Source organism: Crossiella sp. SN42 (assembly GCF_023897065.1).
Classification (GTDB): domain Bacteria; phylum Actinomycetota; class Actinomycetes; order Mycobacteriales; family Pseudonocardiaceae; genus Crossiella.
The window spans coordinates 74,722-101,666 of sequence record NZ_JAMHIV010000039.1 but is presented as its reverse complement, the minus strand read 5'-3'; the positions used below and the strand labels follow the sequence as shown (position 1 = coordinate 101,666).

Here is a 26,945-nt window from a genome sequence, read left to right as displayed (position 1 = left end):
GACGGGCAGACCCCCGGAGGGGTTGACAAGTCAAAAGCCGGGACGAGCAGGTTGCGGGGTTGAGCAGGCTGCCGGGGCCGATTCCAGCGTGCTCGCGGCCCTCTCGTCTTCTCCGCACGACCTTCCGACAGCGAACCACATCCCACCGACCAGCCGCCGTCACGCTGATCGGCGTTGGCGGCGGTTGCTGTGAGCGTCTGCTCGGTGGGATGCGGTTAGCAGTCTCCAGGCCGCACGGAGAAGACGAGAGGCCCTCTTCGTGGGTTTTCAACCCCGGCGTCTTGGCCTCCGCTCAGCCCAGGTCCGCGATCCGCGCCATGGCCACTTCCTCCGGCCGTGCCGTCAGCACCCTCGGTCCGGACTCCGTCACCGCCACCGTGTGTTCCCAGTGCGCCGCCGTGCTGCCGTCCACCGTCACCACGGTCCACTCGTCACCCAGCGTCCGGAACCCCGAATCACCAGTCGTGAACATCGGCTCGATCGCCAGCACCAGCCCCGGCTTCAACCGCAACCCGCGCCCCGGCCTGCCGCGCCCAGGCACGAACGGGTCCTCGTGCAGCGACCGTCCGATCCCGTGGCCGCCGATGGCGTGTCCATTGTGGTCGGACACCACCCCGTAACCCCCGGCCGCGCCCACCGCGCCGATGGCGGCCGAGATGTCGCCGATCCGGTTGCCCACCCGGGTCGCGCTGATGCCTGCCCACAGGGCTCGGTAGGTGTCGGCTACCAAGGCGCGCAGGTGTTCGGGGGCCGCTTCTTCCTCGCCGACGATCCAGGTGCAGGCCGCGTCGGAGTGGAAGCCGTTCCACAGGACGCCGCAGTCCAGGCTGAGGATGTCGCCTTCGCGCAGGCGGGTCTGGCGGGACGGGACGCCGTGCACGATCTGCTCGCCCAGGGAGGCGTTGATGACCGCCGGGTAGCCGTTGTAGCCGAAGAAGCCGGGTTTGCCGCCTCGGCGCTCGATCGCCTCGGCGGCGACGCGGTCCAGGTCAGCAGTGGTTTTACCGGGGCGCAGGGCCGCTCGTAGTTCTTCGTGGACCTCGGCCAGGATTGCTCCCGCCTTGGCCATCTGGTCGATCTCCGCGTCGGTCTTGCGGATCACCATGGCCGCCTCCAGGCGTGTCGAAACCAACTCCGGTGGCCTGGTGCACTGCCGGCGCCTTGAATTCTGCCATGCGGAAGTCGATCTCGGCGGCCCAGTGGACATCAGTCCTGCCCGCCGCGGCCTAGTATCGACCCTCATGCGCATCCTCGTAGTGGAGGACGACGACCGGGTGGCGCGCGGGTTGGTGACCGCGTTGCAGCACGCCGGCTACGAAGTCCTCCGCGCCGCCACCGCGGCCGCGGCGCTCCAGGCCGCCCCGGCCGACGTGGTGCTGCTCGACCTCGGACTGCCCGACGCCGACGGGCTGGACGTGCTGCGCAAGCTCCGGCAGCGCGAGGGCACCGCGGTCATCGCGGTCACCGCGCGCAGCGAGGAGCGGGAACGCGTGCTCGGCCTGCGCAGCGGCGCCGACGACTACGTGGTCAAGCCCTTCGGCACCGCCGAGCTGCTGGCCCGGATCGAGGCCGTGCTGCGCCGCACCCGCGCCGCCCGCGCGGACAGCGAGGAGCACGAGGTGATGGAGGTCGGCCCGCTCCGGCTCGACCTCGGCTCGCGCACCGCCACCGTCTCCGGCGAGCAGATCACGCTGACCCGCAAGGAGTTCGACGTGCTCGCCCTGCTCGCCGCGCGTCCCGGCAGCGTGGTCAGCCGGGACCGCATCCTGGACCAGGTGTGGCACGCCAGCTGGGAGGCCCGCTCGCGCAGCCTGGACACCCACATCGCCACCCTGCGCGGCAAGCTCGGCCCGTTCGTGCGCATCGAGACCGTGCGCGGCGTGGGCTACCGGATGGCCCGGTAGGGAGGCCGGGGTGCTCCGCAGGCTGCTCGCGGTGCTGGTGCCGCTGCTGGTGGCGATGGCCGCCGCCTTCGGGGTGCCATTGGCCGCCGCGGTCGGCCAGGGCGAGACCCAGACCGTCTACCTGGACCGGCTCAGCGACGCCAGCCGGTTCGCCGCGCTGGCCGAGAACGCCCTCGGCCTGGACCGCACCACCCCGCTGGCCGAGGAGCTGACCCGCTACCACCGGCTCTACGACATCCCCGCCGTGCTGGTCGACCCTGGCGGCAACATCATCCTGCCCTCGGACGCCTCGGTCGACCTGAACACCCCCGGCGTGCGCGAGGGCCTGGCGGTGGCCTTCGCCGGGTACCGGCCCAACCCGCCGCGGGTGGTGTGGCCGTGGGAGACCAACCCGCTGGTCGTGGTCGAACCGGTGGGCCGGGACAGCCAGGTGGTGGCCGCCGTGGTCACCATCTCGCCCTCGGACGGCCTGCGCGCCCAGGTGCTCAACTCCTGGCTGCTGCTCGCGCTCAACGGCCTGGTCCCGCTGCTCGCGCTGATCGGCGCCGCCTGGCCGGTCTCCCGCTGGATCCTGCGCCCGATCCGCCGCCTGGACGAGGTCACCTCCCGGGTGGCCAGCGGCCGCCTGGACGCCCGCGCCGACGTGCACGGGCCACCCGAGCTGCGCACCCTGGCCAGCTCCTTCAACACCATGGTCGACGTGGTCGGCCGCGCGCTGCGCCGTCAGCGCGACTTCGTCGCCGACGCCTCCCACCAGCTGCGCAACCCGCTGGCCAGCCTCCGCCTCGCGGTGGAGAACCTGGCGCCGCACCTGCCGGACGAACCGGCGCGGCAAGCCCACCAGCTGGCTGTGGAGGAGGCCGAGGAGATGGGCCGGGTGCTGGACGCGCTGCTGGCCGCCACCCGGCTGGACAGCGCCGCGGCCGCCGAACCGGTCGAGCTGGACGAGCTGGTCGCCGCGCACGAACCGGCCTGGCAGGCCAACGCGCAGCGGGCCGCGATCCGGCTGCGCCTGGACATCCCGGAGGGCCTGCGCGTGCTGGAACCGCCCGGCGGCCTGGGCAGCGTGCTGGACGAGCTGGTGGGCAACGCGATCCGGCTCTCCGGCGGCACCAGGGTGCGGGTGTGGGCCCGGCACGAGGAACCGGCGGACAGCGTCGAGGACGGGCACGTCGAGCTGCACGTCATCGACGACGGCGTCGGCCTGGACGAGGCGGAGCTCTCCGTGGCGCTGCACCGGTTCTGGCGCTCGCCCAAGCACCAGAACATCTCCGGCACCGGCCTCGGCCTGGCCATCTGCAGCGAGCTGGTCACCTCGGCCGGTGGCGAGTTCCGGCTGCACCAGGCACACCCGCACGGACTCGACGTGGCGATCCGGCTGCCGGTCGCGCCAGCCGAGCAGCTGTTCGACCCCACCGACGAGGCCGACGGCCGCCCCGACGAGGAACGCAAACACCTGTCCCGCCCACCCGTGGCCGACCAGCCCGGCCCAGAGGACCCGCCGCCGGGGAAGACCACGCCCGGCACCCCGCCCGCCGGCGTCTGACCCCGGGCCTCACACCAGCCGCTTGTACTCCCGGAACCAGGTTGCCGCCCCCGGGTGCAGCGGCACCGGCCCGGTGGCGATCCCGGTGCTGCGGTTGATCCGCCGCGCCTCCGGGTGGTTGACCGCGATCGCGTCCGACTCGGCGAACACCGTGTTCGTCACGATCTTCGCCACCTCGATCGGCAGGTCGTCCCTGGCGACCAACAGGTTCGGCACCGACACCGTGCGGTAGGGCAGCAGGTAGCCGTAGGTCGGCTTCGGGATGGTGGCCGGCATGTAGGCCGAGGAGTCGCCGCTGGCCAGCGCCTGCGCCTGCTCGGCGAGCTCGACCATGCGGATCGGCACCTGCCGCCGCAGCAGGTCGCTGATCGCCGGGGTGGGGATGCCGGTGAGGGTGAAGAACGCGTCGATCCCACCCTCCTCCAGCTGCTTGGCCGCCTCGGCCTGGGACAGCCGCACCTCGTTGAAGCTCAGCCCGGCGATCCGGCGCAGCTTCTCCACCGTGTACTCGGTGCCGGACCCGGCCGCGCCCACCGCGATCCGCCGCCCGGCCAGGTCCCTGGTGGTCTTGATCGGCGAGCTGTCCAGCACCACCAGGTGCAGGAAGCTGTCGTAGAGCCGCCCGATCGCGCTCACGCCCTCCACCGGGCTGTTCTGCCTGGCCAGCATCGCGTCCAGGGAGACGAACCCGAGCTGGGCCTGGCCGGAGCCGAGCAGCATCAGGTTCTCCACCGAGGCCCCGGTCGGCCGGGTGCGCACCGCGGTGCTCCGCAGGTGCTTGCGCAGCTCCTCGGCCAGCGCCCCGCCGATCTCCCGGTACACCGCGCCGGGCGGCCCGGTGGCCAGCACCAGCTCGGGCAGGACGGGCAGCTGCCCCGTCGTGCAGCTGCCCAGGGCGGCGGTCACCGCGGTGCCGGCCCCGCCCAGCAACAGCGCGCGTCTGGTCAGCGCGGTCGGCGGCATGGTGTCAGGCTAGTCCGTCTGGATGACGGGCACACCGAGACAACATCGCGGCCCTGTTCCGGTAACGGCCCTATCACCATGCCGGAGATTTTGTCAGGACAGTCTCAAGTTTCGCCCGGGTCGCTTGCCGGTGAAGTTGTCCGGTCACGAGCATTCGCCCGGACCACGGTTCACTGTCGAGGAGGACATGTTGGCAACGACCGCTGCTGGGGGGCGAACGCGTAAGCCGATCTACCGGCACCTGTACTTCTGGGTGCTGGTCTCGATCGCGGCAGGCATCCTGGTCGGGATCCTGTTCCCTGCTCAGGCAGCCGGGCTGAAGTGGCTCGCGGACCTGTTCATCAACCTGGTGAAGATGGTCATCGCGCCCACGATCTTCTGCACCATCGTCGTCGGCATCGCGGGGCTGGGCAACCTCGCCAAGGCCGGCGGTCTGGCCCTGCGCACCATCCTGTACTTCATCGTGATGACGCTGATCGCCCTGGTGATCGGCATGATCGTGGTGAACATCCTGCAGCCGGGCGTCGGCCTGGACATGCAGCCCAGCGCCGCGGACCTCAAGGCGGGCGCGGACGCGCAGAAGAAGGCCGCGGGCGCCGAGGGCTTCACCGCGTTCATCCTGCACCTGGTCCCGGAGTCCTTCGTCGGCGCGTTCACCAGCGGGCAGCTGATCCAGGTGCTGGTGCTGGCGGTGCTGGTCGCGGTCGCGATCGGCATGATGGGCGAGCGCGGCGCCAAGGCGCTGCAGGCGCTGGACACCATCGCCAAGATCATGTTCGGCGTCATCAAGATCGTCATGTACGCGGCGCCGATCGGCGCCTTCGGTGGCATGGCCTACACCATCGGCACCAACGGCGCGAAGGTGTTGTCCTCACTGGCGTTCCTCATGATCGCCTTCTACCTGACCTGCGTGCTGTTCATCATCCTGGTGCTCGGCGGGGTGGCGAAGCTGGCCGGGTTCAACATCTTCAAGTTCATCCGCTTCATCAAGGACGAGCTGCTGATCGTGCTCGGCACCTCCTCCAGCGAGGCGGTGCTGCCGCGAATGCTGGTGAAGCTGGAGGCCGCTGGCGCGCAGAAGTCGGTGGTCGGCCTGACCATCCCCACCGGCTACTCGTTCAACCTGGACGGCACCTGCATCTACCTGACCATGGGCGCGCTGTTCATCGCCCAGGCCACCGGCGCCCACCTGCCACTGTGGACCCAGATCGGCCTGCTGCTGTTCATGCTGCTCTCCAGCAAGGGCGCCGCGGGCGTCACCGGAGCCGGCCTGGTCACCCTGGCCGCCTCCCTGGTGGCCTTCCAGAACGTCATCCCCGAGGCCAGCATCGGCATCGCGCTGATCGCTGGCATCGACCGCTTCATGTCCGAGGCCAGAGCCCTGACCAACCTGATCGGCAACGGCGTGGGCACCCTGGTCATCGCGAAGTGGCAGAACTCGCTGGACCGGGAACAGCTGGACCGGGTGCTCAACGACCCGTCGCTGGTGGACATGGACGAGCTGATGAAGATCGAGGACGGCGAGGCCGCCGAGAAGAAGGCGAAGGCGGAGGCGGAGAAGACTTCCTAGCGTCGCCCTGGGGGCCGAGGGCCGGGTTCACCGCGTGGTGGGCCCGGCCTTCGGTGTGTAGTTTCTTGGTCACTGATTTCATTCCAGAGGGGGGAATGCGGATGAGTGACGTCGAGCGCTGGGGCTTCGAGGACGCCGACGACTGGGAACCGACGCCCAAGCGCCCGCTCACGCCGGAGCCGAGCGTGGCAGAGCCGGACGGGATCACCGGGCAGGACGCCGACCGGGTGGTGACGGTGTCGGTCGGGCCGATGGGCGAGGTGCTGTCGGTGCGGCTGGCCGCGGACTGGCGCCGCTCGGTGGATCCGCGGGCATTGCAGGGCAGCGTGCTGACCGCGGCGAACAACGCGGTGATGCAGGCACTGGCCAAGCAGGTCGAGCAGACCGAGCAGACCGATGTCCAACCCTGGCCGACGCCGACCGCACAGCCGGAAACCACGCCACTCACCACGGACGCGGCGTTCCGGTTGCTGGACGAGGTGGACGCCGAACTGGCGACGCTGACCGGTCGCCTGGACGCGGTGCTGAACCAGCCGATCGAGGCTGAGAGCGCGGGTGGGCATGTGCGCGGCGGCGCGATGAACGGGCAGGTCAGCACGTTGACGGTGGACCCGTACTGGGCCGGTTCGGCGCGCAATCCGGAGATCGAGGGCGAACTGACCGAGGTGCTGCGCGAACTGCACCGCCGCGGCACCTCCGATCCGGACCTGACCAGGTGGCCGACCAGCCCGGCTATCACCGAACTGACCGCACTGGTCAGCGACCCGAACCTGCTGCTGCGCCGATTGGGGCTGTCATGACGGATCTGTCCGCGGCCTATGCGGCCCTGCGCGCCGACGCCGTCCGCTGGGACGAGGCGGCGGATTCCCTGGAGGCGCCTCGCCGGGCACTGGACGGCCTGCACCTCGGCCCAGCCGAGCTGTCCAAGTGGGCGGTCAAAGAAGGCCTGGATCAGACCTATCTCCAGGCGCGCACGACCATGGCCGACATGATCGGCAAGGCGATGGAGACCTTCCGGCTCATCAGCGAGACCCTGCGGCAGGCCGCCGACACCTATGAGCGCGAGGAAGAAGCCAGCCTGCACACGCTGAAGAACACCACGAAGTAGGGGGAGCTGTGAGCGAAGCCGTGCAGCGGGCCAATGAGCGCCTGCGCGAGGTTGACGAACGCATGCGGAAGTTCTTCGACCAGGTGAATCAGGCGGTCAACAGCGTGCCGGAGCCGCTGCGCTGGGTCATCCCGCGCATCGACCTCCTGGTGCAGGCAGTGACCCGGAACAGCCTGGAGCTGGGAAAGCAGCTCGAGGATCTGCTCGGCGACCGAGGCGATGTCGGCCGGGTGAGAGAGGCCGCTGAGCAGTGGTCGAAGGACATCGCGGGCAAGCTGAACGACGTGGCGGGCGCGATCGACCCGAGCAAGATGGACACCACCCTGGAGTGGGAAGGCAGGGCCGCTGAGGCCTATCGACTGACCATCCCGACCCAGGTCAGCGGGCTGACCGGGCTGAAGGACCTGGCCAGCCAGATGCGTGGGTCGCTGGTCAACCTGGGCAACTCCATCGAGAGCTTCTGGGTGGGCATCACCGTCGCGTTGGTCGTGGCCCTCATCGGCATCGCCTCCGCGGCGGCCCTGACCGTCTCGGTGGCCGGTATCCCGTTGGCACTGCTGATCCTCGTCGCCGTGCTGCCGTCGGTCGCGGGCCTGATCGGCAGCCTCATCACCGGCCTGCTGGCACACGTGAACACCTGCAAGGCCGAGCAGTCCGCGCTCCAGGAGAAGCTGCGGATGGTCGGCGAAACCTGGTCGCAGGGCCGGATCGGGCAGATGGGCGACGCCAGCGTGCTGGATGGTGACGGTTCGGACTGGAAGCCGCGCTAGTGGCCGTCTACATCGGACGCCCCCCGATCTGGGTGCCGATCCCCGCCGAGCAGGCGCGGCGGCTCCGCACCCTCGGCGGCTGGTTCGCGATGCTCACCGGTTCCGCGGCGGTGGTGCTGGCGGTGCTGGTGGTCCTGCTCGGTGGGCAGTTGGTCACCAGGTATGACGTGCTGGTCCCGTTCGTCTACATCTTCGCGCTCACGATGGACGTGTTCCTGGCCATGACCGGGTTTCTGGTGCTGAACCCGTGGCGGCACCTGCGGGGCGAGCAGATCGAACTGCTCCTGGTGCAGCGGAGCCGTCAATTGCTGGGGTTGCACTGGGGAATGATGTTCGTCTTCGCGTTCTTCCTGACCTTCTTCCTGCTCGGCCTGCTGCAGACCGAACTCAGGCGAGGTGGCCAAATGGACGGCTGGGACTGGTTGTTCGTGGCCGTCGCCTACCTGCCCGTGCTGCTCCAGGGAGTGGCGTTCTTCGTGGGGCGGCGGCTCTACCCCCGCCCCAACATCTGACTCACCCCGACCGCACCGGCGTCACCACGCGCGTCCCGTCCGGCGCGGTCAGCACCTCCGCCCGCGCCGCGTAGTGCCGCGAAACCCGTTCCGCCGTCAGCACTTCCGCCGGTGGCCCCACCGCCACCACCCGCCCGGCGTCCAGCATCAGCAGCTGGTCGGCGTACTGGCCGGCCAGGGTCAGGTCGTGCAGTGTGCTCACCACCGTGGTGCCGTCGGCCAGCCGCAGCCGGTCCACCAGGTCCAGCAGGGACTGCGCGTGCCCGATGTCCAGGCCGGTGGTCGGCTCGTCCAGCAGCAGCAACCCGGCCTGCTGGGCGAGCACCCTGGCCAGCACGGCGCGTTGCCGCTCGCCGCCGGAGAGGGTCGGGAGTGGGCGGTCGGCCAGCTGGGAAAGGTCGAGGCGGGCCAGGATGTCGGCCACCAGGTCCAGGTCGGCCGGGCCTTCGCGGGCCAGGAAACCCAGGTGCGGGGTGCGGCCGAGCAGGGCGTAGTCGGTGACGGTGAGGCCCTCGGGCAGGGTGGGGGTCTGCGGGGCGTAGCCGATGCGGCGGGCGCGGGCGCGGTTGGTCAGGGCGGCGACCGGGGTGCCGTCGATGGTGATGGTTCCCGTGTGCGGGACGGCGTTGGCGACGGCTTTGAGCAGGGTGGACTTGCCCGCGCCGTTGGGGCCGATGACGGCCAGCCAGCTGCCCGGCGGCACGGTGACGGTGACCCCGGCGACCGCGATCCGGCCGTGGTAGCCCGCGGCGACTCCCTCGATGGCCAGCATCAGACCCTCCTGGAGCGGCGCAGCACGACCGCGAAGAACGGCGCCCCGGTGAACGCGGTGATCACGCCGATGGGCAGTTCGCCGGGGGCGATCACGGTGCGGGCCACCATGTCGGCCAGCACCACGAAGGCCGCGCCGCCCAGCAGGGACAGCGGCACCAGCACCCGGTAGCTGCCCGCGACCAGCAGCCGGACCACGTGCGGCACCACGATGCCGACGAACCCGATCAGGCCGCTGACCGACACCGCGGCCGCGGTGGCCAGCGAGGCCGCGCCCAGGATGATCAGCCGCACCCGGCGTGGGTGCAGGCCCAGCGCCGAGGCCTCCTCATCGCCCACGCCGAGCACGTCCAGCAGCCTGCCGCTGGCGCACAGCACGAAGGAGGACAGCGCGATGTAGGGCAGCACCACCAGCACCTGGGACCAGCCCGCGCCGCCGAGGCCGCCGAGCATCCAGGTGTAGATGGTGCGCAGGCTGTCCACGTCCAGGGTCTGCACGAAGGTCTGCACCGCGGTCAGGAACGCGGCCACCGCCACCCCGGCCAGCACCAGGGTCGCGGTGCCCGGACCGGCCGAGCGGCCCAGCGCCCAGGTCAGGCCGACGCCGAGCACCGCCCCGGCGAAGGCGGCGATGGGCAGCGGGCCGAAGAAGTCGCCGGTGCTGAAGGTGGGCACCGCGAACACCGCCAGCGTCGCGCCCAGCCCGGCCCCGGCGGCCGCGCCCAGCAGGTACGGGTCGGCCAGCGGGTTGCGGAACACACCCTGGAAGGCGGCGCCCGAGGAGGCCAGCGCCGCGCCGACCAGGCAGGCCAGCACCACCCGGGGCACGCGCAGCTCCCACAGGATGGCCGCCTCGCGCGCCGACAGCGGCGACACCCCGCCGGTGAGCTGGGCGAAGACCTCGCCGAGCACGCGGCCCGCGCCCAGGTCGATCGCGCCGAGCAGCACCGCGGCGGTCACCACGGCGAGCAACAGCAGCAGGGTGAGGGCCAGGTGGCGGAACCGGAGCCGGGTGGGGGCGGCGGCGGTCACTTCTTCCCGGCTGCGGTCACGGCCTCGGACACGGTGCGCACCAGGTCGACCACCCTCGGTCCCCAGCGGGAGGCGATGTCGTCGTCCAGGGCCACCACACCGCCGTCTCGCACCGCGGGCACGCTCGCCCAGCCCGGCCGGGTGCCGACCGCGGCCGCGCTCTGGCCGCAGCACTTCACATCGGCCAGGAAGATCAGCCGCGGCGCGGCGTTGACCACCTGCTCGGCGGAGAGCTGCGGGTAGCCGCCGCCGGTCGGGTCGGCCGCGTCGGCGATGTTGACCAGGCCGAACAGGCCGTAGATGGAGCCGATGAAGGTCTTGGAGGTCACGGTGTAGAAGGTCGGGTCCAGCTCGTGGTAGTACTTCAGCGCCTCAGCGGGCCGAGGGGTCTCCCGGACCAGCTTGCTGATCTGGCCCTTCATCCGGTTCACCACGTCGTTGGCCGGGGTGCCCTGCCCGGTGGCCTGGCCCAGGATGCTGATCTGGCCGTAGGCGTCGTCCAGGGTCTTGGCCGCGGGCAGCAGCAGCACCGGGATCTTCAGCTTCTCCAGGCCGGCCACCACGCCCTCCACGTCGTTGGAGGCGACCACCAGGTCCGGCTGGTGCCCGGCGATGGCCTCCACGTTCGGCTTGAAGCCGGACAGCGTGGTCCTGGGCGCCTCGGCCGGGAAGTTGGACTTCTCGTCCACGGCCACCACCTGCTTGCCGGCGCCGATCGCGAACAGGCTCTCCGTCGCGGTCGGGTTCAGCGAGACGATCCGCTCCGGCTTCTTGGTGATGGTGAGCGGTTTGCCGCCCGGCGCGCCCACCTGGACCGGGAACGCCGACTCCACCGAGGTTTGGTTCGGCGCCGGATCGGGAACCCGGCTCGCGCACCCGCCAACGAGGGCGATGGCGCTGACGGCGATGAGTGCTGCGCGGGTACTCCGGGGAAGACGCATCGAATCCTCTGGGGTCGATCGGGTGAAAGCTCCCAGGGACGTTACCGGCGTGTTCCACACCATGCCCAGAGAATCAGCAGGACAGGCGTACTGTTGGTCTCGCCGCTATGTCGAACGAAGCAGCAAAATCGTTACGGCGCAATGACGGACATCACCCTTCGAGGGGTGTTTCCGGGTTTCCTGCCTGTTACAGTCCGGTCATACCTGTCGCTACCGGCGCGTACGCCGGTGTGACCTCGCGGGCCACCGTCGTCCCGTGCCCAGCTTTCCACCACCTGAGCACGGAACACGACGAGGGAGGTCTCCGCGTGATCTTCTCCGCCATCCCCGCCCAGCAGGGACTGTACGACCCGGCCGAGGAACGAGACGCCTGCGGTGTCGCCATGGTCGCCGACATCCAGGGCCGCCGTTCCCACGGGATCGTGGTCGACGCCCTGACGGCACTGGCGAACCTCGAACACCGCGGCGCCGCCGGCGCCGAGCCCACGAGCGGGGACGGGGCCGGAATCCTGCTGCAGCTACCCGATGAGCTGCTGCGCGCGGAGCTCGGCGACCTGCCGGAGCCGGACGCCGCCGGGAACCACACCTACGCCGCGGGCATCGCCTTCCTGCCCGCCGAGGACGACCTGCGGGTCAAGGCGGTCGCGCTGATCGAGCGGATCGCCGAGGAAGAGGGCCTGCGGGTGCTCGGCTGGCGCGAGGTGCCGGTCAGCCCGGAGGCCGCGGGCGTCGGGCCGACCGCGCTGTCGGTGATGCCGCACTTCTCCATGCTGCTGGTGACCGCGACCGAGCCTGGTCCGGACGGGCGATGTCGGGCGGGCATCGACCTGGACCGGCTGGCCTTCGCGCTGCGCAAGCGCGCCGAGCACGAGAGCGAGCAGGCGGGCTACGGGGTGTACTTCCCCTCGCTGTCCGCGCGCACCCTGGTGTACAAGGGCATGCTGACCACCGCGCAGCTGCCCGCGTTCTTCCTCGACCTGACCGACCACCGGCTGGCCAGCGCGATCGCGTTGGTGCACAGCAGGTTCTCCACCAACACCTTCCCCTCGTGGCCGCTGGCGCACCCGTTCCGGTTCGTCGCGCACAACGGTGAGATCAACACCATCCGCGGCAACCGCAACCGGATGCGCGCCCGCGAGGCCCTGCTGGAAAGCGACCTCATCCCCGGCGACCTGTCCCGCCTGTACCCGATCTGCGCGAGCGACGCCTCGGACTCCGCCTCCTTCGACGAGGTCCTGGAACTGCTGCACCTGGGCGGCCGCACCCTGCCGCACGCGGTGCTGATGATGGTGCCGGAGGCGTGGGAGAACCACGCCACCATGGACGCCTCCCGCCGCGCCTTCTACCAGTTCCACGCCAGTCTGATGGAGCCGTGGGACGGCCCGGCCTGCGTCACCTTCACCGACGGCACCCTGGTCGGCGCGGTGCTCGACCGCAACGGCCTGCGCCCGGCCCGCTGGTGGCAGACCGCCGACGGCCGCGTGGTGCTGGCCTCGGAGACCGGCGTGCTCGACGTGGCCCCGAGCCAGGTGGTGGCCAAGGGCCGGCTGCGGCCGGGCCGGATGTTCCTGGTGGACACCGCCGCCGGGCGGATCGTGGACGACAACGAGGTGAAGTCCGAGCTCGCCGCCGGGCTGCCCTACGACGAGTGGCTGCACGCCGGCCTGCTCAACCTGGCCGACCTGCCCGACCGCGAGCACGTGGTGCAGAGCCACGAGTCCGTGGTGCGCCGCCAGCTCACCTTCGGCTACACCGAGGAAGAGCTGCGCGTGCTGCTCACCCCGATGGCGGTCAACGGGCTGGAACCGTTGGGCTCCATGGGTTCCGACACCCCGATCGCGGCGCTCTCGCAGCGCTCCCGGATGCTCTACGACTACTTCGTCCAGCACTTCGCGCAGGTGACCAACCCGCCGCTGGACGCCATCCGCGAGGAGATCGTCACCTCCGTCGCGCGCGTCATGGGCCCCGAGCGCAACCTGCTCGACCCCGGCCCCTCCTCCTGCCGGCACATCCAGCTGCCGTACCCGGTCATCGACAACGACGAGCTGGCCAAGCTCATCCACGTCAACGACGACGGCGACCTGCCCGGCTTCGCCTGTGCTGTCCTCAGTGGACTGTACGAAGTGGACGGTGGCGCGGAGGCGCTGACCGCCGCGGTGGAACGGGTCCGCCGGGAGGCCTCCGAGGCCATCGCGGCCGGCGCCCGGATCCTGGTGCTCTCCGACCGGGACTCCGACCACCGGATGGCCCCGATCCCCTCGCTGCTGCTGGTCTCCGCGGTGCACCACCACCTGGTGCGCACCAAGGAGCGCCTGCGGGTCGCGCTGGTGGTGGAGTCCGGCGACGCCCGCGAGGTGCACCACATCGCGCTGCTGCTGGGCTACGGCGCGGCCGCGGTCAACCCGTACCTGGCCTTCGAGACCATCGAGGACATGGTCAACCGCGGCGCGGTGACCGGCATCGAGGCCCGCAAGGCGGTGCGCAACTACGTGGGCGCGCTGGTCAAGGGCGTGCTGAAGGTGATGTCCAAGATGGGCATCTCCACCGTGGGCGCCTACACCGCCGCGCAGGTCTTCGAGGCGGTCGGCCTGGCCACCGACGTGGTCGCCGAGTACTTCGTGGGCACCGCCTCCAAGCTCGGCGGCGTCGGCATGGACGTGCTGGCCGCCGAGGTGGCGCAACGACATCGGCTGGCCTACCCGGACAACCCGACCGACCGGGCGCACCGCGGCCTGCCGGTGGGCGGCGAGTACTTCTACCGCCGCGAGGGCGAGCTGCACCTGTTCAACCCGGAGACGGTGTTCCTGCTCCAGCACGCCACCAAGACCCGGCAGTACGACGTCTACCGGCGCTACACCGCCGAATGCGACCGCCTGGCCAAGGAAGGCGGCGCGCTGCGCGGGCTCTTCGAGCTCAAGGCGCAGGGCCGCAAGCCGGTGCCGATCGAGGAGGTCGAACCGGCCAGCGCGATCGTCAAGCGGTTCAACACCGGCGCGATGTCCTACGGCTCGATCTCCGCCGAGGCGCACGAAACCCTTGCCGTGGCGATGAACCGGCTCGGTGGCCGGTCCAACAGCGGTGAGGGCGGCGAGGACCCGGAGCGCCTGTACGACCCGGCACGGCGCTCGGCGGTCAAGCAGGTCGCCAGCGGCCGCTTCGGCGTCACCAGCGAGTACCTGGTCAACAGCACCGACATCCAGATCAAGATGGCCCAGGGCGCCAAGCCCGGCGAGGGCGGCCAGCTGCCCGGCTACAAGGTGTACCCGTGGATCGCGCGCACCCGGCACTCCACGCCGGGCGTCTCGCTGATCTCGCCGCCGCCGCACCACGACATCTACTCCATCGAGGACCTGGCCCAGCTCATCCACGACCTGAAGAACGCCAACGAGCAGGCGCGGGTGCACGTCAAGCTGGTCAGCGAGGTCGGCATCGGCACCGTGGCCGCGGGTGTGGCCAAGGCGCACGCCGACGTCATCCTGGTCTCCGGCCACGACGGCGGCACCGGCGCCTCCCCGCTCACCTCGCTCAAGCACTGCGGCACGCCCTGGGAGATCGGGCTGGCCGAGGCGCAGCAGACGTTGGTGCTCAACGGTTTGCGCGACCGGATCACCCTGCAGGTGGACGGCGCGATGAAGACCGGGCGGGACGTGCTGATCGCCGCGCTGCTCGGCGCGGAGGAGTTCGGCTTCGCCACCGCGCCGCTGATCGTGGCCGGCTGCGTGATGATGCGGGTCTGCCACCTGGACACCTGTCCGGTCGGCGTGGCCACGCAGAACCCGGAGCTGCGCAAGCGGTACACCGGCAAGGCCGAGTTCGTGGAGAACTTCTTCTACTTCGTCGCCGAGGAGGTCCGCGAGTACCTTGCCGCGCTGGGCTTCCGCAGCCTGGACGAGGCCGTCGGGCACGCCGAGCTGCTCGGCGCGGACCAGGCCATCGACCACTGGAAGGCTGTCGGCCTGGACCTGTCCCCGGTGTTCGAGGTGGTCGAGGGACCGCAGGGCAGCGCCAAGCGCCGGGTCCGCGACCAGGACCACGGCCTGGACAAGGCCCTGGACCGCACGCTGATCCAGCTGGCCGAGGCGGCGCTGGAGGACGCGCACCCGGTGCGGCTGGAACTGCCGGTGCGCAACGTCAACCGCACCGTGGGCACCCTGCTCGGCTCCGAGGTCACCCGCCGCTTCGGCGGCGGCGGCCTGCCGGAGGGCACCATCCAGGTCAAGCTGGAGGGTTCGGCCGGGCAGTCCCTCGGCGCGTTCCTGCCCGCCGGGATCACCATCGAGATGGTCGGCGACACCAACGACTACGTGGGCAAGGGCCTCTCCGGCGGCCGGATCATCGTGCGCCCGCACGAGGACGCGCCGTTCCGGGCCGAGCTGCAGGTGATCGCGGGCAACGTGATCGGCTACGGCGCCACCGCGGGCGAGATCTTCCTGCGCGGCCAGGTGGGCGAGCGGTTCTGCGTGCGCAACTCCGGCGCGACCGCGGTCGCCGAGGGCGCGGGCGACCATGCCTTCGAGTACATGACCGGTGGCCGGGCCGTGGTGCTCGGGCCGACCGGCCGCAACGTGGCCGCCGGCATGTCCGGTGGCATCGCCTTCGTGCTGGACCTGGATCCGGTGAAGGTGAACACCGCGATGGTGGAGCTCCAGCGGCCCAACGCGGACGACCTCCGCTGGCTGCGCGAGATTGTCGAGAAGCACCACCTGCTCACCGGATCCACGGTGGCGGCGTCGCTGCTCGGGGACTGGCCGCGCCGCTCGGCGGCGTTCACCAAGGTCATGCCCAGGGACTACCAGCGGGTCCTGGAGGCGGTGCGGATCGCACGCGCCGAGGGCCGCGATGTGGACGAGGCGATCATGGAGGCCTCCCGTGGCTGATGCGAACGGATTCCTGAAGCACGCCCGCACCGAGCCGGCCAAGCGCCCGGCCAGCGAGCGGATCGACGACTGGCACGAGGTGTACGCCGCACTGGAGCCCCAGGTCCGCGAGGACCAGGTGCGCACCCAGGCGACCCGCTGCATGGACTGCGGGATCCCCTTCTGCCACAGCGGTTCCGCGGGCTGCCCGCTGGGCAACCTGATCCCGGAGTGGAACGACCTGGTGCGCCGCGGCGACTGGGCCCAGGCCGGGGACCGGTTGCACGCCACCAACAACTTCCCCGAGTTCACCGGCAGGCTCTGCCCCGCCCCGTGCGAGACGGCCTGCGTGCTGGCCATCTCCCCGCTCTCCGGCGGCGCGGTGGCGATCAAGCGGGTGGAGCAGGCCATCGCGGACCAGGTGTGGGAGGCGGGCACGGTCAGCCCGAACCCGGCCACCGTGCAGTCCGGCAAGAAGGTCGCCGTGGTCGGCTCCGGCCCGGCCGGCCTGGCCGCCGCCCAGCAGCTGACCAGGGCGGGCCACGAGGTCACCGTGTTCGAGCGGGACGACCGGCTCGGCGGGCTGCTGCGCTACGGCATCCCCGAGTTCAAGATGGAGAAGAAGGTCCTGGACCGCAGGCTGGCCCAGCTGCGCGCCGAGGGCACCCGGTTCATCACCAACTGCGAGGTCGGCGTCGACCTCACGGTGGAGCAGCTGCGCGCGGAGTTCGACGCGGTGGTGCTCGCGGTGGGCGCGCTGCGCGGCCGCGACGCCCCGGACATCCCCGGCCGGCACCTCAAGGGCGTGCACCTGGCGATGGAACACCTGGTGCCCGCCAACAAGTTCTGCGAGGGCGACGGCCCGGCCGGCATCGACGCCAAGGACAAGCACGTGATCATCATCGGCGGCGGCGACACCGCGGCCGACTGCCTGGGCACCGCCCACCGCCAGGGCGCGGCAGGCGTGATCCAGCTCGACCAGTACCCGATGCCGCCCACGGTCCGCGACGAGGACCGCTCCCCGTGGCCGGTCTGGCCGGTCATCCTGCACACCTACCCGGCGCACGACGAGGGCGGCGAGCGCAAGTTCGCCGTCGCCGTCGAGGAGTTCGTGGACAACGGCGAAGGCCAGGTCCGCGCGGTCCGCCTGCGCAAGGTCAGGGTGGAGAAGGACGCCGACGGCCGCCGCTCGGTCATCCCGGTCTCCGCCGAGGTCGAGGAGGTCCCCTGCGACCTGGCCCTGCTGGCCATCGGCTTCGAGGGCGTGGAACACATGCCCCTGCTGCCCGGCCTGGGCATCGAGCTGAACAAGCGCGGCTCGATCTCCTGCGGCTCGGACTGGCAGACCGACGCGCCGGGGGTCTTCGTGTGCGGGGACGCGCACCGGGGGGCCTCGCTGGTGGTGTGGGCGATCGCGGAGGGGCGGTCCGCGGCGCACGCGGTGGACACGTACCTGACCGGTGTGTCCAACCTGCCCTCGCCGGTGCGCCCGAACCTGGTGCCCCTGGCGGTTCGCTGAGATTCCGGACCGGCCCGGTGACCCGCCGGGCCGGTCCGGCACCATGGTCGCGATGAAGAACGTGGTCTGGGTGCTGGAGGGGTTCAGCCGGGTGGACGAGTGCCTGGTCGAACGGGTCGAGCTGCCGTACTGGCCCGCGACGGAGCAGCCGCCGGGCGGACTGCTGCCGGTCGAGGGCGAACTGCTGGCACGGCTCGCCGCGTCGGCCGGGCACCGGGTGCGCGCGGACCTGGACTACCTGGTCGGGGCCGAACAGGCCGGATCACCCGAACGGTGACTGTCGGTGCCGAGTCGTAGGCTGGCTCGCATGGAGTTCTCGGGTTTCGGCGAGTACGCGGTCGACTTCTTCGACGGGCTGGCAGCGGACAACTCCAAGTCCTACTGGACCGACCACAAGCCGGTCTACGACCGCGACGTGCGCGCCCCCATGGAACGGCTGCTGGCGGAGCTGGAGCCGGAGTTCGGGGCGGGAAAGGTGTTCCGGCCGTACCGGGATGTGCGGTTCAGCAAGGACAAGCGGCCGTACAAGGACCACTGCGGCGGGGTGGTCGAGCAGGGGCGCGGCGGCGGGGCCTGGTACGTCGAGGTCAGCGCGGAGGGGTTGATGATCGGCGGGGGGTCCTTCGCGATGGCCCCCGACCAGCTGGCCCGCTACCGCACGGCGGTGGACGACGAGCGGCGCGGCGGGAAGCTGGTGAAGATCCTGGCGAGGCTGGTCAAGGGGGGCTGGGAGGTGTGCGGGGACGTGATGAAGACCAAGCCGCGCGGCGTGGACCCGGACCATCCCCGGCTGGACCTGCTGCGGCACCGCTCGCTCTACGTGGCCCGGCGCTGGCCTCCTGACGACGACCTGCACGGGCCGGAGTGCCTGGAGCGGGTGCGGCTGGGCTGGCGGGAGCTGAACGCGATCAACGAGTGGTGCGCCGACCACGTCGGCCTCAGCGACCAGTGGCGGCGATGATGGGTTTCACCGGGTTCGGCGAGCACGCCGTGGACTTCTATGACGGTCTGGAGGCGGACAACTCCAAGGCCTACTGGACCGACCACAAGGCCACCTACGAGCAGGACGTGCGGGCGCCGATGGTGGCGCTGCTGGCCGATCTGGAAGACGAGTTCGGGCCCGGCAAGGTGTTCCGGCCGTACCGGGATGTGCGGTTCAGCAAGGACAAGACGCCGTACAAGACCGCCTGTGGCGCGCTGGCCGGGGGCAAGCTGGGGGAGTCCAGCTACTACGTGCAGCTCTCGGCGGACGGGCTGAGGATCGGCGCGGGCAGCTACCGGCTGGCCGCCGACCAGCTGGCCCGGTACCGGACCGCGGTCGCCGAGGACCGGCGCGGCGGCGAGCTGGCCAAGATCCTGGCGAAGCTGACCAAGGCGGGCTGGGGTGTGCACGGGGACGTGATGAAGAGCCGCCCGCGCGGGGTCGAGCCGGACCACCCGCGGCTGGACCTGTTGCGGCACCGCTCGCTCTACGTCGGCCGGTCCTGGGAGCCCGGCGACTACTTGCACGAACGGGAGTGCCTGACCCTGGTGCGCAAGCACTGGCGGGCGCTGGCCCCGTTCACCGCCTGGCTCGCCGACCACGTCGGTCCGCCCAGCGCCTGAGGCGAACCGGTCAGCCGCCCGCGGCCTGCGCCAGCCAGCCCTCGGTGAGCTCGGCCAGGGCCGCCCGCGCCGCCACGGTGTCCGCGGCGAGCACGCTGACCAGCGCCGCTTCCGGCAGCACGTGCACCGCGCCCCAGGCCGCGCCGGGGCCCAGCACCCGTTGCGGCGCGGTGAGTCCCGGCGCGGCCACCAGCACGGTGGCCAGCACCCGGGCCCGGCCGGCCAGCGCGGGTGACCGGTAGCTGGCGGGGTCCAGCAGCGAGGTCGTGGTGCGCAGCACCGGCTTGCCGTCCCGGCGCACCCGCCACCGCTGCACCGCCCGCCCGGCCTGCTCCGCGTGCCGGCCCAGCACGGTGACCTCCCGCCAGCGCAGCACCGCGTCCGGGGCCAGCTCCACCTCGGTGGTGGCCGCCAGCAGGCAGCCCTCGGCGAGCACGGTCGGCTCCAGCTCGACGTCGAGCACCGCGCCCGCGCCCACCACCGCCCGCACCCGCAGGTTCGCCGGCCGGTGCTCGCGGTCCGGCAGCACCAGCTGCGCGCTGGTCGAGCGCAGCCGCAGGCTCGCCCCGGCCTCCACCGCCACGGTCAGGCTCAGCTCGTCGCCGCCCAGCGGGCCGGCCGCCGTGCCGACCAGGCACACCTCCACGCCGGGTCCGCTGGACCTGGTGCGGCGCAACGTCAGCGGCGGCCGGGAGCGCGCGGTGGCCACCGCGGACCGGCCGTCCGGGGCGCGCCGGATGGTGAGCGCCGCCTCGGCGCGCATCAGTGCTGGTGCGCGGGGGCCAGCTCGGCCAGCACCGCGCGCACCCAGGCCGCGACGCCGGCCGCCGTCGGGTCCTCAGCGAGGGAGTTGAACAGCACCGGCAGCTCGCCCCGGACCGCGGCCGCGTCCCTGGCCATCACACCGAGGTCCGCGCCCACCAGCGGGGCCAGGTCGGTCTTGTTGACTACCAGCAGGTCGGCCAGGGTGACCCCGGGGCCGCCCTTGCGCGGGACCTTGTCGCCACCGGCCACGTCCACCACGAAGATCTGCCGGTCCACCAGGCCCTTGCTGAAGGTGGCGGTCAGGTTGTCCCCGCCGCTTTCCACCAGCACCAGGTCGAAGGCGCCGTGCCGGGCCTCCAGGTCCTCGATGGCGTCCAGGTTCGCGGTGATGTCGTCCCGGATCGCGGTGTGCGGGCAGCAGCCGGTCTTGACCGCGCTGATCCGGTCATCCGGCAGGATCGCGTTGCGGCGCAAGAACTCCGCGTCCTCGGTGGTGTAGATGTCGTTGGTCACCACGCCGAGCCGCAGCTCCGCGCGCAGCGTCCGGCACAGCGCGGCGACCAGCGCGGTCTTGCCGGAGCCGACCGGGCCGCCGATGCCGATCCGCGGGCTCGCGCCGAGCCGGTGCAGGTGCGCGTGCGGGTCCGGGCCGTCGTCGTGCGGGCCGTCACCGTGGTAGGCGCCCATGGATCTCCTCTCAGGACACAAAAAGCGTGTCGGACAGCGTGGCGTGGGTGTCGGCGAGCAGGTCCAGCGCGGGCGCGCCCTCGTCCGGCAGCTCGGCCCAGGGCAGGGGAGTGGCCGCGGTGGCCGCGACACTGTCCACTGTGGACGCGAGGCTGGTGAGTGCGGACTGCACGGCGAACGGGTCGAGGGCGAGCAGCCGGACCGCGGCCGAGGCCGGTCCGGTGACCGAGGCCAGCGCGATGGCCACCGCCGCGTCCTCGGCGCTGCCGCCCAGGATCGCCGCGCCCGCGCCGCAAGCGAGGCTGTGGTGGGCACCGGCCGGACACCCGGCACGCAACGCGGCGAGCACCGCCCCGGCATCGACCTCCGCCGCGTCGAGTCCCGCCGCGTCGAGTCCCGCCGCGTCGAGTCCCGCCCCGCCGAGCCCCGCCGCATCAGCCGACGCCACACCGGTTTCCGCCCCGCGTCGCACCGCCTGCCCCGGCAGTGTGCGCAGCAACCCGCGCCCCTGCTGCCGCGAAGCCAGCCGCTGTCCCGCCGCCGGAGTCCGTGCGTCCAGCTCCCCGTCCAGCTCCGCCCAGCAAGCCGCGTCCCCACCATCCAGGGACTCCGCCAGCCGGGTCGCCGCCGCCGCGAACGCCGCCGCCACCAGCCCCGCCGACACCAGCCGTCCGCGCAGGAACCCGTGCAGCGACGGCACATCCGTCACCACCCCGGCCCGCACCGCCGCCTCCAGGCTGCCCGAGTGCACGTGGCCGCCCGCCGGTAGCCGGGCGTCGGCGAGCAGTAGTAGTCCGGCCGCGACCATCAGAACAGGAAGTACCGCTGCGCCATGGGCAGCGAGTCGGCCGGTTCGGGTTCCACCACGTCCCCGTCGATCCGGACGGTGAAGGTATCCGGGTCCACCTCGATCCGGGGCAGCGCGGTGTTGTTCGGCAGGTCCGCCTTGCCCAGCGAGCGGGTGTTGGCCACCGACACCAGTTTCCGGCGCACGTCCAGGCGGTCGGCCAGCCCGGCCTCCAGTGCCGCGGGGGCGACGAAGTGCAGCGAGGAATGGGCCGCGGCAACGGGTTCCGCGCCCCACATCGGGCGGGCGAACACCGGTTGCGGGGTGGGGATGGACGCGCCGGGGTCGCCCATCGCGGCCCAGGCGATCAGGCCGCCCTTGACCACCACGTGCGGGCGGACGCCGAAGAACGCGGGCTCCCACAGCACCAGGTCGGCCAGCTTGCCGGGTTCCACCGAGCCCACCTCCCGGTCCAGCCCGTGCGCCACGGCCGGGCAGATCGTGTACTTGGCCACGTAGCGCTGGGCGCGCAGGTTGTCCGCGCCGCCGTCGCCGGGCAGCGCGCCGCGGCGGGCCTTGTTCACGTGCGCGGTCTGCCAGGTGCGCACGATGGTCTCGCCGATCCGGCCCATCGCCTGGGAGTCCGAGCTGATGATGGAGATCGCGCCCAGGTCGTGCAGCACGTCCTCGGCGGCCATGGTGCCCGGCCGCATCCGGGACTCGGCGAAGGCCAGGTCCTCCGGCAGCGTCGGGTCCAGGTGGTGGCAGACCATCAGCATGTCCAGGTGCTCGTCCAGGGTGTTCACCGTGAACGGCCGGGTCGGGTTGGTGGAGGAGGGCAGCACGAAGGACTCCCCGGCCATCTTGATCACATCCGGCGCGTGCCCGCCGCCCGCGCCCTCGGTGTGGTAGGCGTGGATGGCGCGGCCGGCGATGGCGTCCACAGTGGACTCCAGGAAGCCGGCCTCGTTCAGCGTGTCGGTGTGGATGGCCACCTGCACCCCGGACTCGTCACAGACCCGCAGGCAGGCGTCGATAGCCGCGGGCGTGGTGCCCCAGTCCTCGTGCAGCTTGAACCCGCTGGCCCCGGCGCGCAGCTGCTCCCACAGCGCCTCCGCCCGGACGGTGTTTCCCTTGCCCAGCAAGGCGACGTTGACCGGGTAGCCGTCCAGCGCGACCAGCATCCGCTCCAGGTGCCAGGCCCCGGGGGTGACCGTGGTGGCCCTGGTCCCGTCGGCCGGGCCGGTGCCGCCGCCGACGATGGTGGTGACCCCGGCGGCCAGCGCCTCGGGCAGCTGCTGCGGGCAGATCAGGTGCACGTGCGCGTCCACCGCGCCCGCGGTCAGGATCATCCCGTTGCCCGCCAGCACCTCCGTGGACGGGCCGATCACCAGCTGCGGGTGCACCCCGTCCATGGTGTCCGGGTTGCCCGCCTTGCCCAGCGCGACGATCCGCCCGTCCCGCACGCCGACGTCGGCCTTGATGACGCCCCAGTGGTCCAGCACCACCGCGCCGGTGATCACCAGGTCCGGCGCGCCCTCGGCGCGGGTGGCCGCGGACTGGCCCATCGACTCGCGGATCACCTTGCCGCCGCCGAAAACCACCTCCTCACCGGCCCGGCCCGGTCCGCCGCAGCGGTCCTCGGTCACCTCGATGAGCAGGTTGGTGTCGGCCAGCCGCACCCGGTCGCCCACGGTCGGGCCGTACCTGGCCGCGTACCCGGCCCGGTCCATCGAGCTCACTCCGGCCTCCTCAGGCTCAGGCCGGGCACCACGCGCCTGCCGGCCAGCGGCACCAGGTCCACCTCGCGCACCACGCCCGGCTCGAACCGCACCGAGGTGCCCGCCGGGATGTCCAGCCGGTGACCCTGGGCGGCGGCCCGGTCGAACTCCAGCGCGGAGTTGACCTCGGCGAAGTGGTAGTGCGAGCCGACCTGGGCCGGCCGGTCGCCGGTGTTGGCCACCCGCAGCCGCAGCCGGGGCGCGCCCTCGTTCAGCTCGATCCGGCCCTGCGCCGGGAAGACCTCGCCGGGGATCACGGGATCGGCTCGTGGATGGTGACCAGCTTGGTGCCGTCCGGGAAGGTCGCCTCGACCTGCACCGAGTGCAGCATCTCCGGCACCCCCTCCAGGACGTCCGCCCTGGTCAGCACGGAACGGCCGGACTCCATCAGCTCGGCGACCGTGCGGCCGTCCCGCGCGCCCTCCAGGACGTGCGAGCTGAGCAGGGCGACCGCCTCGGGATGGTTGAGCCGCAGCCCTCTGGCGCGGCGCCGGGCCGCCAGGTCGGCGGCCACGTGGACGAGCAACTTCTCCTGCTCGCGGGGCGACAGACGCATCCTTCAGAACCTAGGCGGTGATCGGCTCCCGGCCAACGAACCCGGTCCCGCCCGGCGCGGAGTTCACTCGCCCGAAACATTCCCCCGATCGACTGAACCCGAACGGCGCCGGGAACTCCGCAGTCGTCGCACCCAGAACCACAGCGTCACCGCCGCCGCGACGCCGAGCAGGTCGGCGACCGCGTCCGGCACGCCGCCGGTCCGGCCGATCGGCAGCACCGCCTGGAGCCACTCGGAGAGCCCGGCCCAGCCGATGAGTCCGAAGACCAGCGGCCGCGGCGGGAACCTGGCGAGCAGCCCGGTGACCGCCAGTAGCGCGAACAGGCTGAAGTGGATCACTTTGTCCGTGCCGGGCGGCGCGGATGGCACACCTGACGCCGGAGTGAACAGAACCACAACGCTCAGTAGCGCGGCGGCGACAAAAGGGAACACCCGAACGTTCGCTTGACGCACAGTTCTTCATCTTGCCGGAACAAGGTGGACAAGTTCCCGTATCGGTACCGTGATCGGTACAGCAGCGAGCTAAGCTCCTAGACCGTGAGCCGACGAGCGAAGATCGTCTGTACGATGGGGCCCGCTACGGGGACCCCTGAGAAGGTGCGCGACCTGGTTGCCGCTGGCATGGACGTCGCCCGGCTGAACTTCAGTCACGGCACCCATGCCGACCACAAGCAGATCTACGACATCGTGCGCCAGGCCAGTGACGAGGCCGGCAAGGCGGTCGGCATCATGGCCGACCTGCAAGGACCCAAGATCAGGCTCGGGCGTTTCGCCAACGGGCCGGTCGAATGGCGCACCGGTGACCGGGTGCGCATCACGGTCGAGGACATCGCGGGCACGCACGACCGCGTCTCCACCACCTACAAGGGGCTGGCCGAGGACGCCAAGCCGGGCGACCGCATGCTGGTCGACGACGGCAAGGTCGGGCTGACCGTGGTCGGCGTCGAGGGCCAGGACGTGGTCTGCGACGTGACCGAGGGCGGCACGGTCAGCGACAACAAGGGCATCTCCCTGCCCGGCATGGACGTCTCCGTGCCCGCGCTGAGCGAGAAGGACATCGAGGACCTGGAGTTCGCGCTCAGCCTGCGCGTGGACTTCATCGCCCTGTCCTTCGTGCGCTCGCCCGCCGACATCGACCTGGTGCACCAGGTGATGGACCGGGTCGGCAACGGCAGGCTGCCGGTGATCGCCAAGCTGGAGAAGCCGGAGGCGGTCGACAACCTGGAGGCCGTCGTGCTGGCCTTCGACGGCATCATGGTGGCCCGCGGCGACCTGGGCGTGGAGCTGCCGCTGGAGCACGTGCCGGTGGTGCAGAAGCGGGCGGTGCAGATCGCGCGCGAGAACGCCAAGCCGGTCATCGTGGCCACCCAGATGCTGGACTCGATGATCCAGAACTCGCGCCCCACCAGGGCCGAGGCCTCCGACGTGGCCAACGCGGTGCTCGATGGCGCGGACGCGGTCATGCTCTCCGGGGAGACCAGCGTCGGGCGCTACCCGATCGAGACCGTCGAGACCATGGCGCGGATCGTCCGGTACGTCGAGACCGAGACCACCACGGACACGGTCCCGCCGCTGACGCACGTGCCCAGGACCAAGCGCGGCGTGATCTCCTACGCCGCCCGCGACATCGGCGAGCGCCTCAACGCCAAGGCTCTGGTCGCCTTCACCCAGTCCGGTGACACCGTGCGGCGGCTGGCCCGCCTGCACACCACGCTGCCGCTGCTGGCCTTCACCCCGGAGGCCGAGGTGCGCAGCCAGCTGTCGCTGAGCTGGGGCGTGGAGACCTTCCTGGTGCCCGAGGTGGACTCCACCGACGCCATGGTCCGCCAGTGCGACCAGGCGATGCTGTCCATCGGCCGGTACCAGGAGGGTGACCTTGTGGTCATCGTCGCAGGTTCCCCGCCCGGGACCGTGGGCTCGACTAACCTCATCCGCGTACACCGCCTGGGTGAAGAGGACCACGCGTAGGTCACTCACCTGGGCCTAGCGCCCGATGGGGAGTGTCTAGACGTGACTGAGGCAGCCCGCGCCGCAGCCGCCGATCCGACCGGGGCCCAGGGAGCGCACCCCGCGCCCCTGGCCCTGGACGGAGTGCCGCACGGCCAGCCGATCCTCGACCGCCTGGTCGCGCTGCTCGACCTGGAGAAGATCGAGGAGAACATCTTCCGCGGGGTCAGTCCCTCGATCTCGCCGACCAGGGTGTTCGGTGGTCAGGTCGCCGGTCAGGCGCTGGTCGCCGCGGGCCGCACGGTGCCGTCGGAGCGCAAGGTGCACTCGCTGCACGCCTACTTCATCCGCGGCGGCGACCCCAGGGTGCCGATCGTCTACGAGGTGGACCGGATCCGGGACGGCCGCTCCTTCACCACCCGCCGCGTGGTGGCCGTGCAGCACGGCAAGGCGATCTTCTCGCTGTCCGCCTCCTTCCAGGTGGTCGAGGAGGGTCTGGAGCACGCCACCGAGATGCCGAAGGTGCCGGCGCCGGAGACCCTGCCGACGTATGCCGAGCGCACCGCGCCCTACCGCGAGCAGCTCAAGGCGTGGGCGACCATGCCCAGGCCGATCGACGTTCGATACGTGACCGACCCGCCGTGGGTGTCCAAGGACTCCGGCCCGCGCGAGCAGGCCAACAACCAGGTGTGGATGCGCGCCGACGGCAAGGTGCCGGACGACGACCTGCTGCACGTGTGCCTGCTGGCCTACTGCTCGGACATGACCCTGCTCGACGGGGTGCTGGCCAGGCACGGCCTGAACTGGGGCTCCGACGGCGTGATCGGCGCCAGCCTGGACCACGCGATGTGGTTCCACCGGCCGTTCCGCGCCGACGAGTGGCTGCTCTACGACTGCGTCTCGCCGAGCGCCTCGGGCGGGCGCGGGCTCGCCACCGGCCGGTTCTTCTCGGCCGACGGCCAGCTCGTCGCCACGGTCGTGCAGGAAGGCCTCATGCGGCTGGCCACCGAATCCCCGCTCTAGACGCGGGACCAGTCCACCGCGAGCTCGTCGCGCTGGTCGAAGCGCACCAGGTGGCTGCCCACCACGTGCTGCATCCGCTCCAGGTTCTCCTCGGAGTCGGCGTGCACGCGCAGGCGCAGGATGCCGGTCTCGGCGGTCAGCTCGGCCTTGCCGGCGCCGAAGGTGAGGTCGCCGCGTTCCTCGGAGAACTCGGCGGCCTCGATCTTGTGCGCGAAGTGCTTGCACAGCTGGGTGAGGTAGCGCGAGGGGCGGTCGGTGCTGACCGCGGCCTCGGCGCTGAGCAGTGAAGTTGTCATGTCCTG

At 71.6% G+C, this 26,945-nt stretch carries 27 protein-coding genes; 14 read left to right on the top strand and 13 right to left on the bottom strand.

Annotation, left to right across the window (positions count from 1 at the left end):
* Positions 1–292 precede the first annotated feature (292 nt).
* On the bottom strand, positions 293–1,105 hold the full coding sequence (gene map, locus M8C13_RS36960; RefSeq protein WP_252485447.1) for a type I methionyl aminopeptidase: 813 nt from the start codon (positions 1,103–1,105) through the stop codon (positions 293–295).
* 136 nt (positions 1,106–1,241) lie between these two features.
* Between map and M8C13_RS36955 the strand changes: the two genes are divergently transcribed.
* Positions 1,242–1,904 (top strand): response regulator transcription factor, encoded by a 663-nt coding sequence (locus M8C13_RS36955; RefSeq protein WP_185008462.1) that lies wholly within the window; start codon positions 1,242–1,244, stop codon positions 1,902–1,904.
* A gap of 10 nt (positions 1,905–1,914) precedes the next feature.
* Positions 1,915–3,450, top strand: a complete 1,536-nt coding sequence (locus M8C13_RS36950; RefSeq protein WP_252485446.1) for a HAMP domain-containing sensor histidine kinase — start codon at positions 1,915–1,917, stop codon at positions 3,448–3,450.
* Positions 3,451–3,459: 9 nt separating this feature from the next.
* On the opposite strand, the gene M8C13_RS36945 is transcribed toward M8C13_RS36950, so the two are convergent.
* Positions 3,460–4,413, bottom strand: a complete 954-nt coding sequence (locus tag M8C13_RS36945) for a TAXI family TRAP transporter solute-binding subunit (RefSeq protein WP_252485445.1) — start codon at positions 4,411–4,413, stop codon at positions 3,460–3,462.
* Between the two features lie 190 nt (positions 4,414–4,603).
* Between M8C13_RS36945 and dctA the strand changes: the two genes are divergently transcribed.
* From dctA to M8C13_RS36920, 5 genes are all read left to right on the top strand, one after another.
* Complete coding sequence (gene dctA / locus M8C13_RS36940; protein ID WP_252485444.1) at positions 4,604–5,983, top strand: C4-dicarboxylate transporter DctA; 1,380 nt, start codon at positions 4,604–4,606, stop codon at positions 5,981–5,983.
* 101 nt (positions 5,984–6,084) lie between these two features.
* Complete coding sequence (locus tag M8C13_RS36935; RefSeq protein ID WP_252485443.1) at positions 6,085–6,783, top strand: YbaB/EbfC family nucleoid-associated protein; 699 nt, start codon at positions 6,085–6,087, stop codon at positions 6,781–6,783.
* Positions 6,780–7,091, top strand: a complete 312-nt coding sequence (locus M8C13_RS36930; protein WP_252485442.1) for a hypothetical protein — start codon at positions 6,780–6,782, stop codon at positions 7,089–7,091. The genes M8C13_RS36935 and M8C13_RS36930 overlap by 4 nt, the downstream gene beginning before the upstream one ends.
* An 8-nt stretch (positions 7,092–7,099) precedes the next feature.
* Positions 7,100–7,861: a hypothetical protein gene (locus tag M8C13_RS36925; protein WP_252485441.1), complete on the top strand. Its 762-nt coding sequence runs from the start codon at positions 7,100–7,102 to the stop codon at positions 7,859–7,861.
* Entirely contained in the window at positions 7,861–8,373 is a 513-nt protein-coding gene (locus tag M8C13_RS36920) for a hypothetical protein (RefSeq protein WP_252485440.1), read from the top strand. Before M8C13_RS36925 ends, M8C13_RS36920 begins: the two co-directional genes overlap by 1 nt.
* A gap of 1 nt (position 8,374) precedes the next feature.
* Here M8C13_RS36920 and M8C13_RS36915 read toward each other — a convergent pair whose 3' ends face one another.
* From M8C13_RS36915 to M8C13_RS36905, 3 genes are read right to left on the bottom strand one after another with little or no spacing between them, the layout of a single operon-like run.
* Positions 8,375–9,145, bottom strand: a complete 771-nt coding sequence (locus M8C13_RS36915; protein WP_252485439.1) for an ABC transporter ATP-binding protein — start codon at positions 9,143–9,145, stop codon at positions 8,375–8,377.
* The gene (locus M8C13_RS36910) at positions 9,145–10,176 is read right to left on the bottom strand and encodes an iron ABC transporter permease (protein ID WP_252485438.1); all 1,032 of its coding nucleotides are present in this window, start codon (positions 10,174–10,176) and stop codon (positions 9,145–9,147) included. The genes M8C13_RS36915 and M8C13_RS36910 overlap by 1 nt, the downstream gene beginning before the upstream one ends.
* Positions 10,173–11,009: an ABC transporter substrate-binding protein gene (locus tag M8C13_RS36905; protein ID WP_252485437.1), complete on the bottom strand. Its 837-nt coding sequence runs from the start codon at positions 11,007–11,009 to the stop codon at positions 10,173–10,175. Before M8C13_RS36905 ends, M8C13_RS36910 begins: the two co-directional genes overlap by 4 nt.
* A 416-nt stretch (positions 11,010–11,425) precedes the next feature.
* On the opposite strand from M8C13_RS36905, the gene gltB reads away from it, so the two are divergent.
* Genes gltB through M8C13_RS36880 form a run of 5 tightly spaced genes read left to right on the top strand, consistent with a single transcriptional unit; the run spans position 11,426 to position 19,097 of the window.
* Positions 11,426–15,994 (top strand): glutamate synthase large subunit, encoded by a 4,569-nt coding sequence (gene gltB, locus M8C13_RS36900; protein ID WP_252485436.1) that lies wholly within the window; start codon positions 11,426–11,428, stop codon positions 15,992–15,994.
* Positions 15,987–17,492 carry a glutamate synthase subunit beta gene (locus M8C13_RS36895; RefSeq protein ID WP_252485435.1) on the top strand — a complete coding sequence of 502 codons (1,506 nt, stop codon included), beginning with the start codon at positions 15,987–15,989 and terminating at the stop codon, positions 17,490–17,492. Before gltB ends, M8C13_RS36895 begins: the two co-directional genes overlap by 8 nt.
* Positions 17,493–17,544: 52 nt before the next feature.
* Entirely contained in the window at positions 17,545–17,769 is a 225-nt protein-coding gene (locus M8C13_RS36890) for a hypothetical protein (protein ID WP_252485434.1), read from the top strand.
* A gap of 30 nt (positions 17,770–17,799) precedes the next feature.
* Positions 17,800–18,453, top strand: coding sequence for a DUF2461 domain-containing protein (locus M8C13_RS36885; RefSeq protein WP_252485433.1), 654 nt, complete (start codon positions 17,800–17,802; stop codon positions 18,451–18,453).
* Positions 18,453–19,097, top strand: a complete 645-nt coding sequence (locus tag M8C13_RS36880) for a DUF2461 domain-containing protein (RefSeq protein ID WP_252485432.1) — start codon at positions 18,453–18,455, stop codon at positions 19,095–19,097. Before M8C13_RS36885 ends, M8C13_RS36880 begins: the two co-directional genes overlap by 1 nt.
* 10 nt (positions 19,098–19,107) lie before the next feature.
* On the opposite strand, the gene M8C13_RS36875 is transcribed toward M8C13_RS36880, so the two are convergent.
* The 7 genes from M8C13_RS36875 to M8C13_RS36845 form a co-directional block, all read right to left on the bottom strand.
* A complete protein-coding gene (locus M8C13_RS36875; RefSeq protein ID WP_252485431.1) occupies positions 19,108–19,860 on the bottom strand; it encodes an urease accessory protein UreD in 753 nt (250 codons plus the stop codon).
* Positions 19,860–20,570 (bottom strand): urease accessory protein UreG, encoded by a 711-nt coding sequence (ureG, locus tag M8C13_RS36870; protein ID WP_374213277.1) that lies wholly within the window; start codon positions 20,568–20,570, stop codon positions 19,860–19,862. The genes M8C13_RS36875 and ureG overlap by 1 nt, the downstream gene beginning before the upstream one ends.
* On the bottom strand, positions 20,560–21,357 hold the full coding sequence (locus tag M8C13_RS36865) for an urease accessory protein UreF (protein ID WP_252485429.1): 798 nt from the start codon (positions 21,355–21,357) through the stop codon (positions 20,560–20,562). The genes ureG and M8C13_RS36865 overlap by 11 nt, the downstream gene beginning before the upstream one ends.
* Positions 21,357–23,069 carry an urease subunit alpha gene (locus M8C13_RS36860; RefSeq protein WP_252485454.1) on the bottom strand — a complete coding sequence of 571 codons (1,713 nt, stop codon included), beginning with the start codon at positions 23,067–23,069 and terminating at the stop codon, positions 21,357–21,359. The genes M8C13_RS36865 and M8C13_RS36860 overlap by 1 nt, the downstream gene beginning before the upstream one ends.
* 5 nt (positions 23,070–23,074) lie before the next feature.
* Positions 23,075–23,374, bottom strand: a complete 300-nt coding sequence (locus M8C13_RS36855) for an urease subunit beta (RefSeq protein WP_252485428.1) — start codon at positions 23,372–23,374, stop codon at positions 23,075–23,077.
* Complete coding sequence (locus M8C13_RS36850) at positions 23,371–23,673, bottom strand: urease subunit gamma (protein WP_252485427.1); 303 nt, start codon at positions 23,671–23,673, stop codon at positions 23,371–23,373. Before M8C13_RS36850 ends, M8C13_RS36855 begins: the two co-directional genes overlap by 4 nt.
* Positions 23,674–23,736: 63 nt before the next feature.
* Positions 23,737–24,012: a VanZ family protein gene (locus tag M8C13_RS36845; protein WP_252485426.1), complete on the bottom strand. Its 276-nt coding sequence runs from the start codon at positions 24,010–24,012 to the stop codon at positions 23,737–23,739.
* A gap of 198 nt (positions 24,013–24,210) precedes the next feature.
* Here M8C13_RS36845 and pyk point away from each other — a divergent pair, with 198 nt between their 5' ends.
* Positions 24,211–25,641 (top strand): pyruvate kinase, encoded by a 1,431-nt coding sequence (pyk, locus tag M8C13_RS36840; protein WP_252485425.1) that lies wholly within the window; start codon positions 24,211–24,213, stop codon positions 25,639–25,641.
* A 42-nt stretch (positions 25,642–25,683) separates the two neighbouring features.
* Positions 25,684–26,643, top strand: coding sequence for an acyl-CoA thioesterase II (gene tesB / locus M8C13_RS36835; protein WP_252485424.1), 960 nt, complete (start codon positions 25,684–25,686; stop codon positions 26,641–26,643).
* On the opposite strand, the gene M8C13_RS36830 is transcribed toward tesB, so the two are convergent.
* Positions 26,640–26,939 (bottom strand): DUF2218 domain-containing protein, encoded by a 300-nt coding sequence (locus M8C13_RS36830; RefSeq protein ID WP_252485423.1) that lies wholly within the window; start codon positions 26,937–26,939, stop codon positions 26,640–26,642. The genes tesB and M8C13_RS36830 overlap by 4 nt on opposite strands.
* Positions 26,940–26,945: the final 6 nt, after the last annotated feature.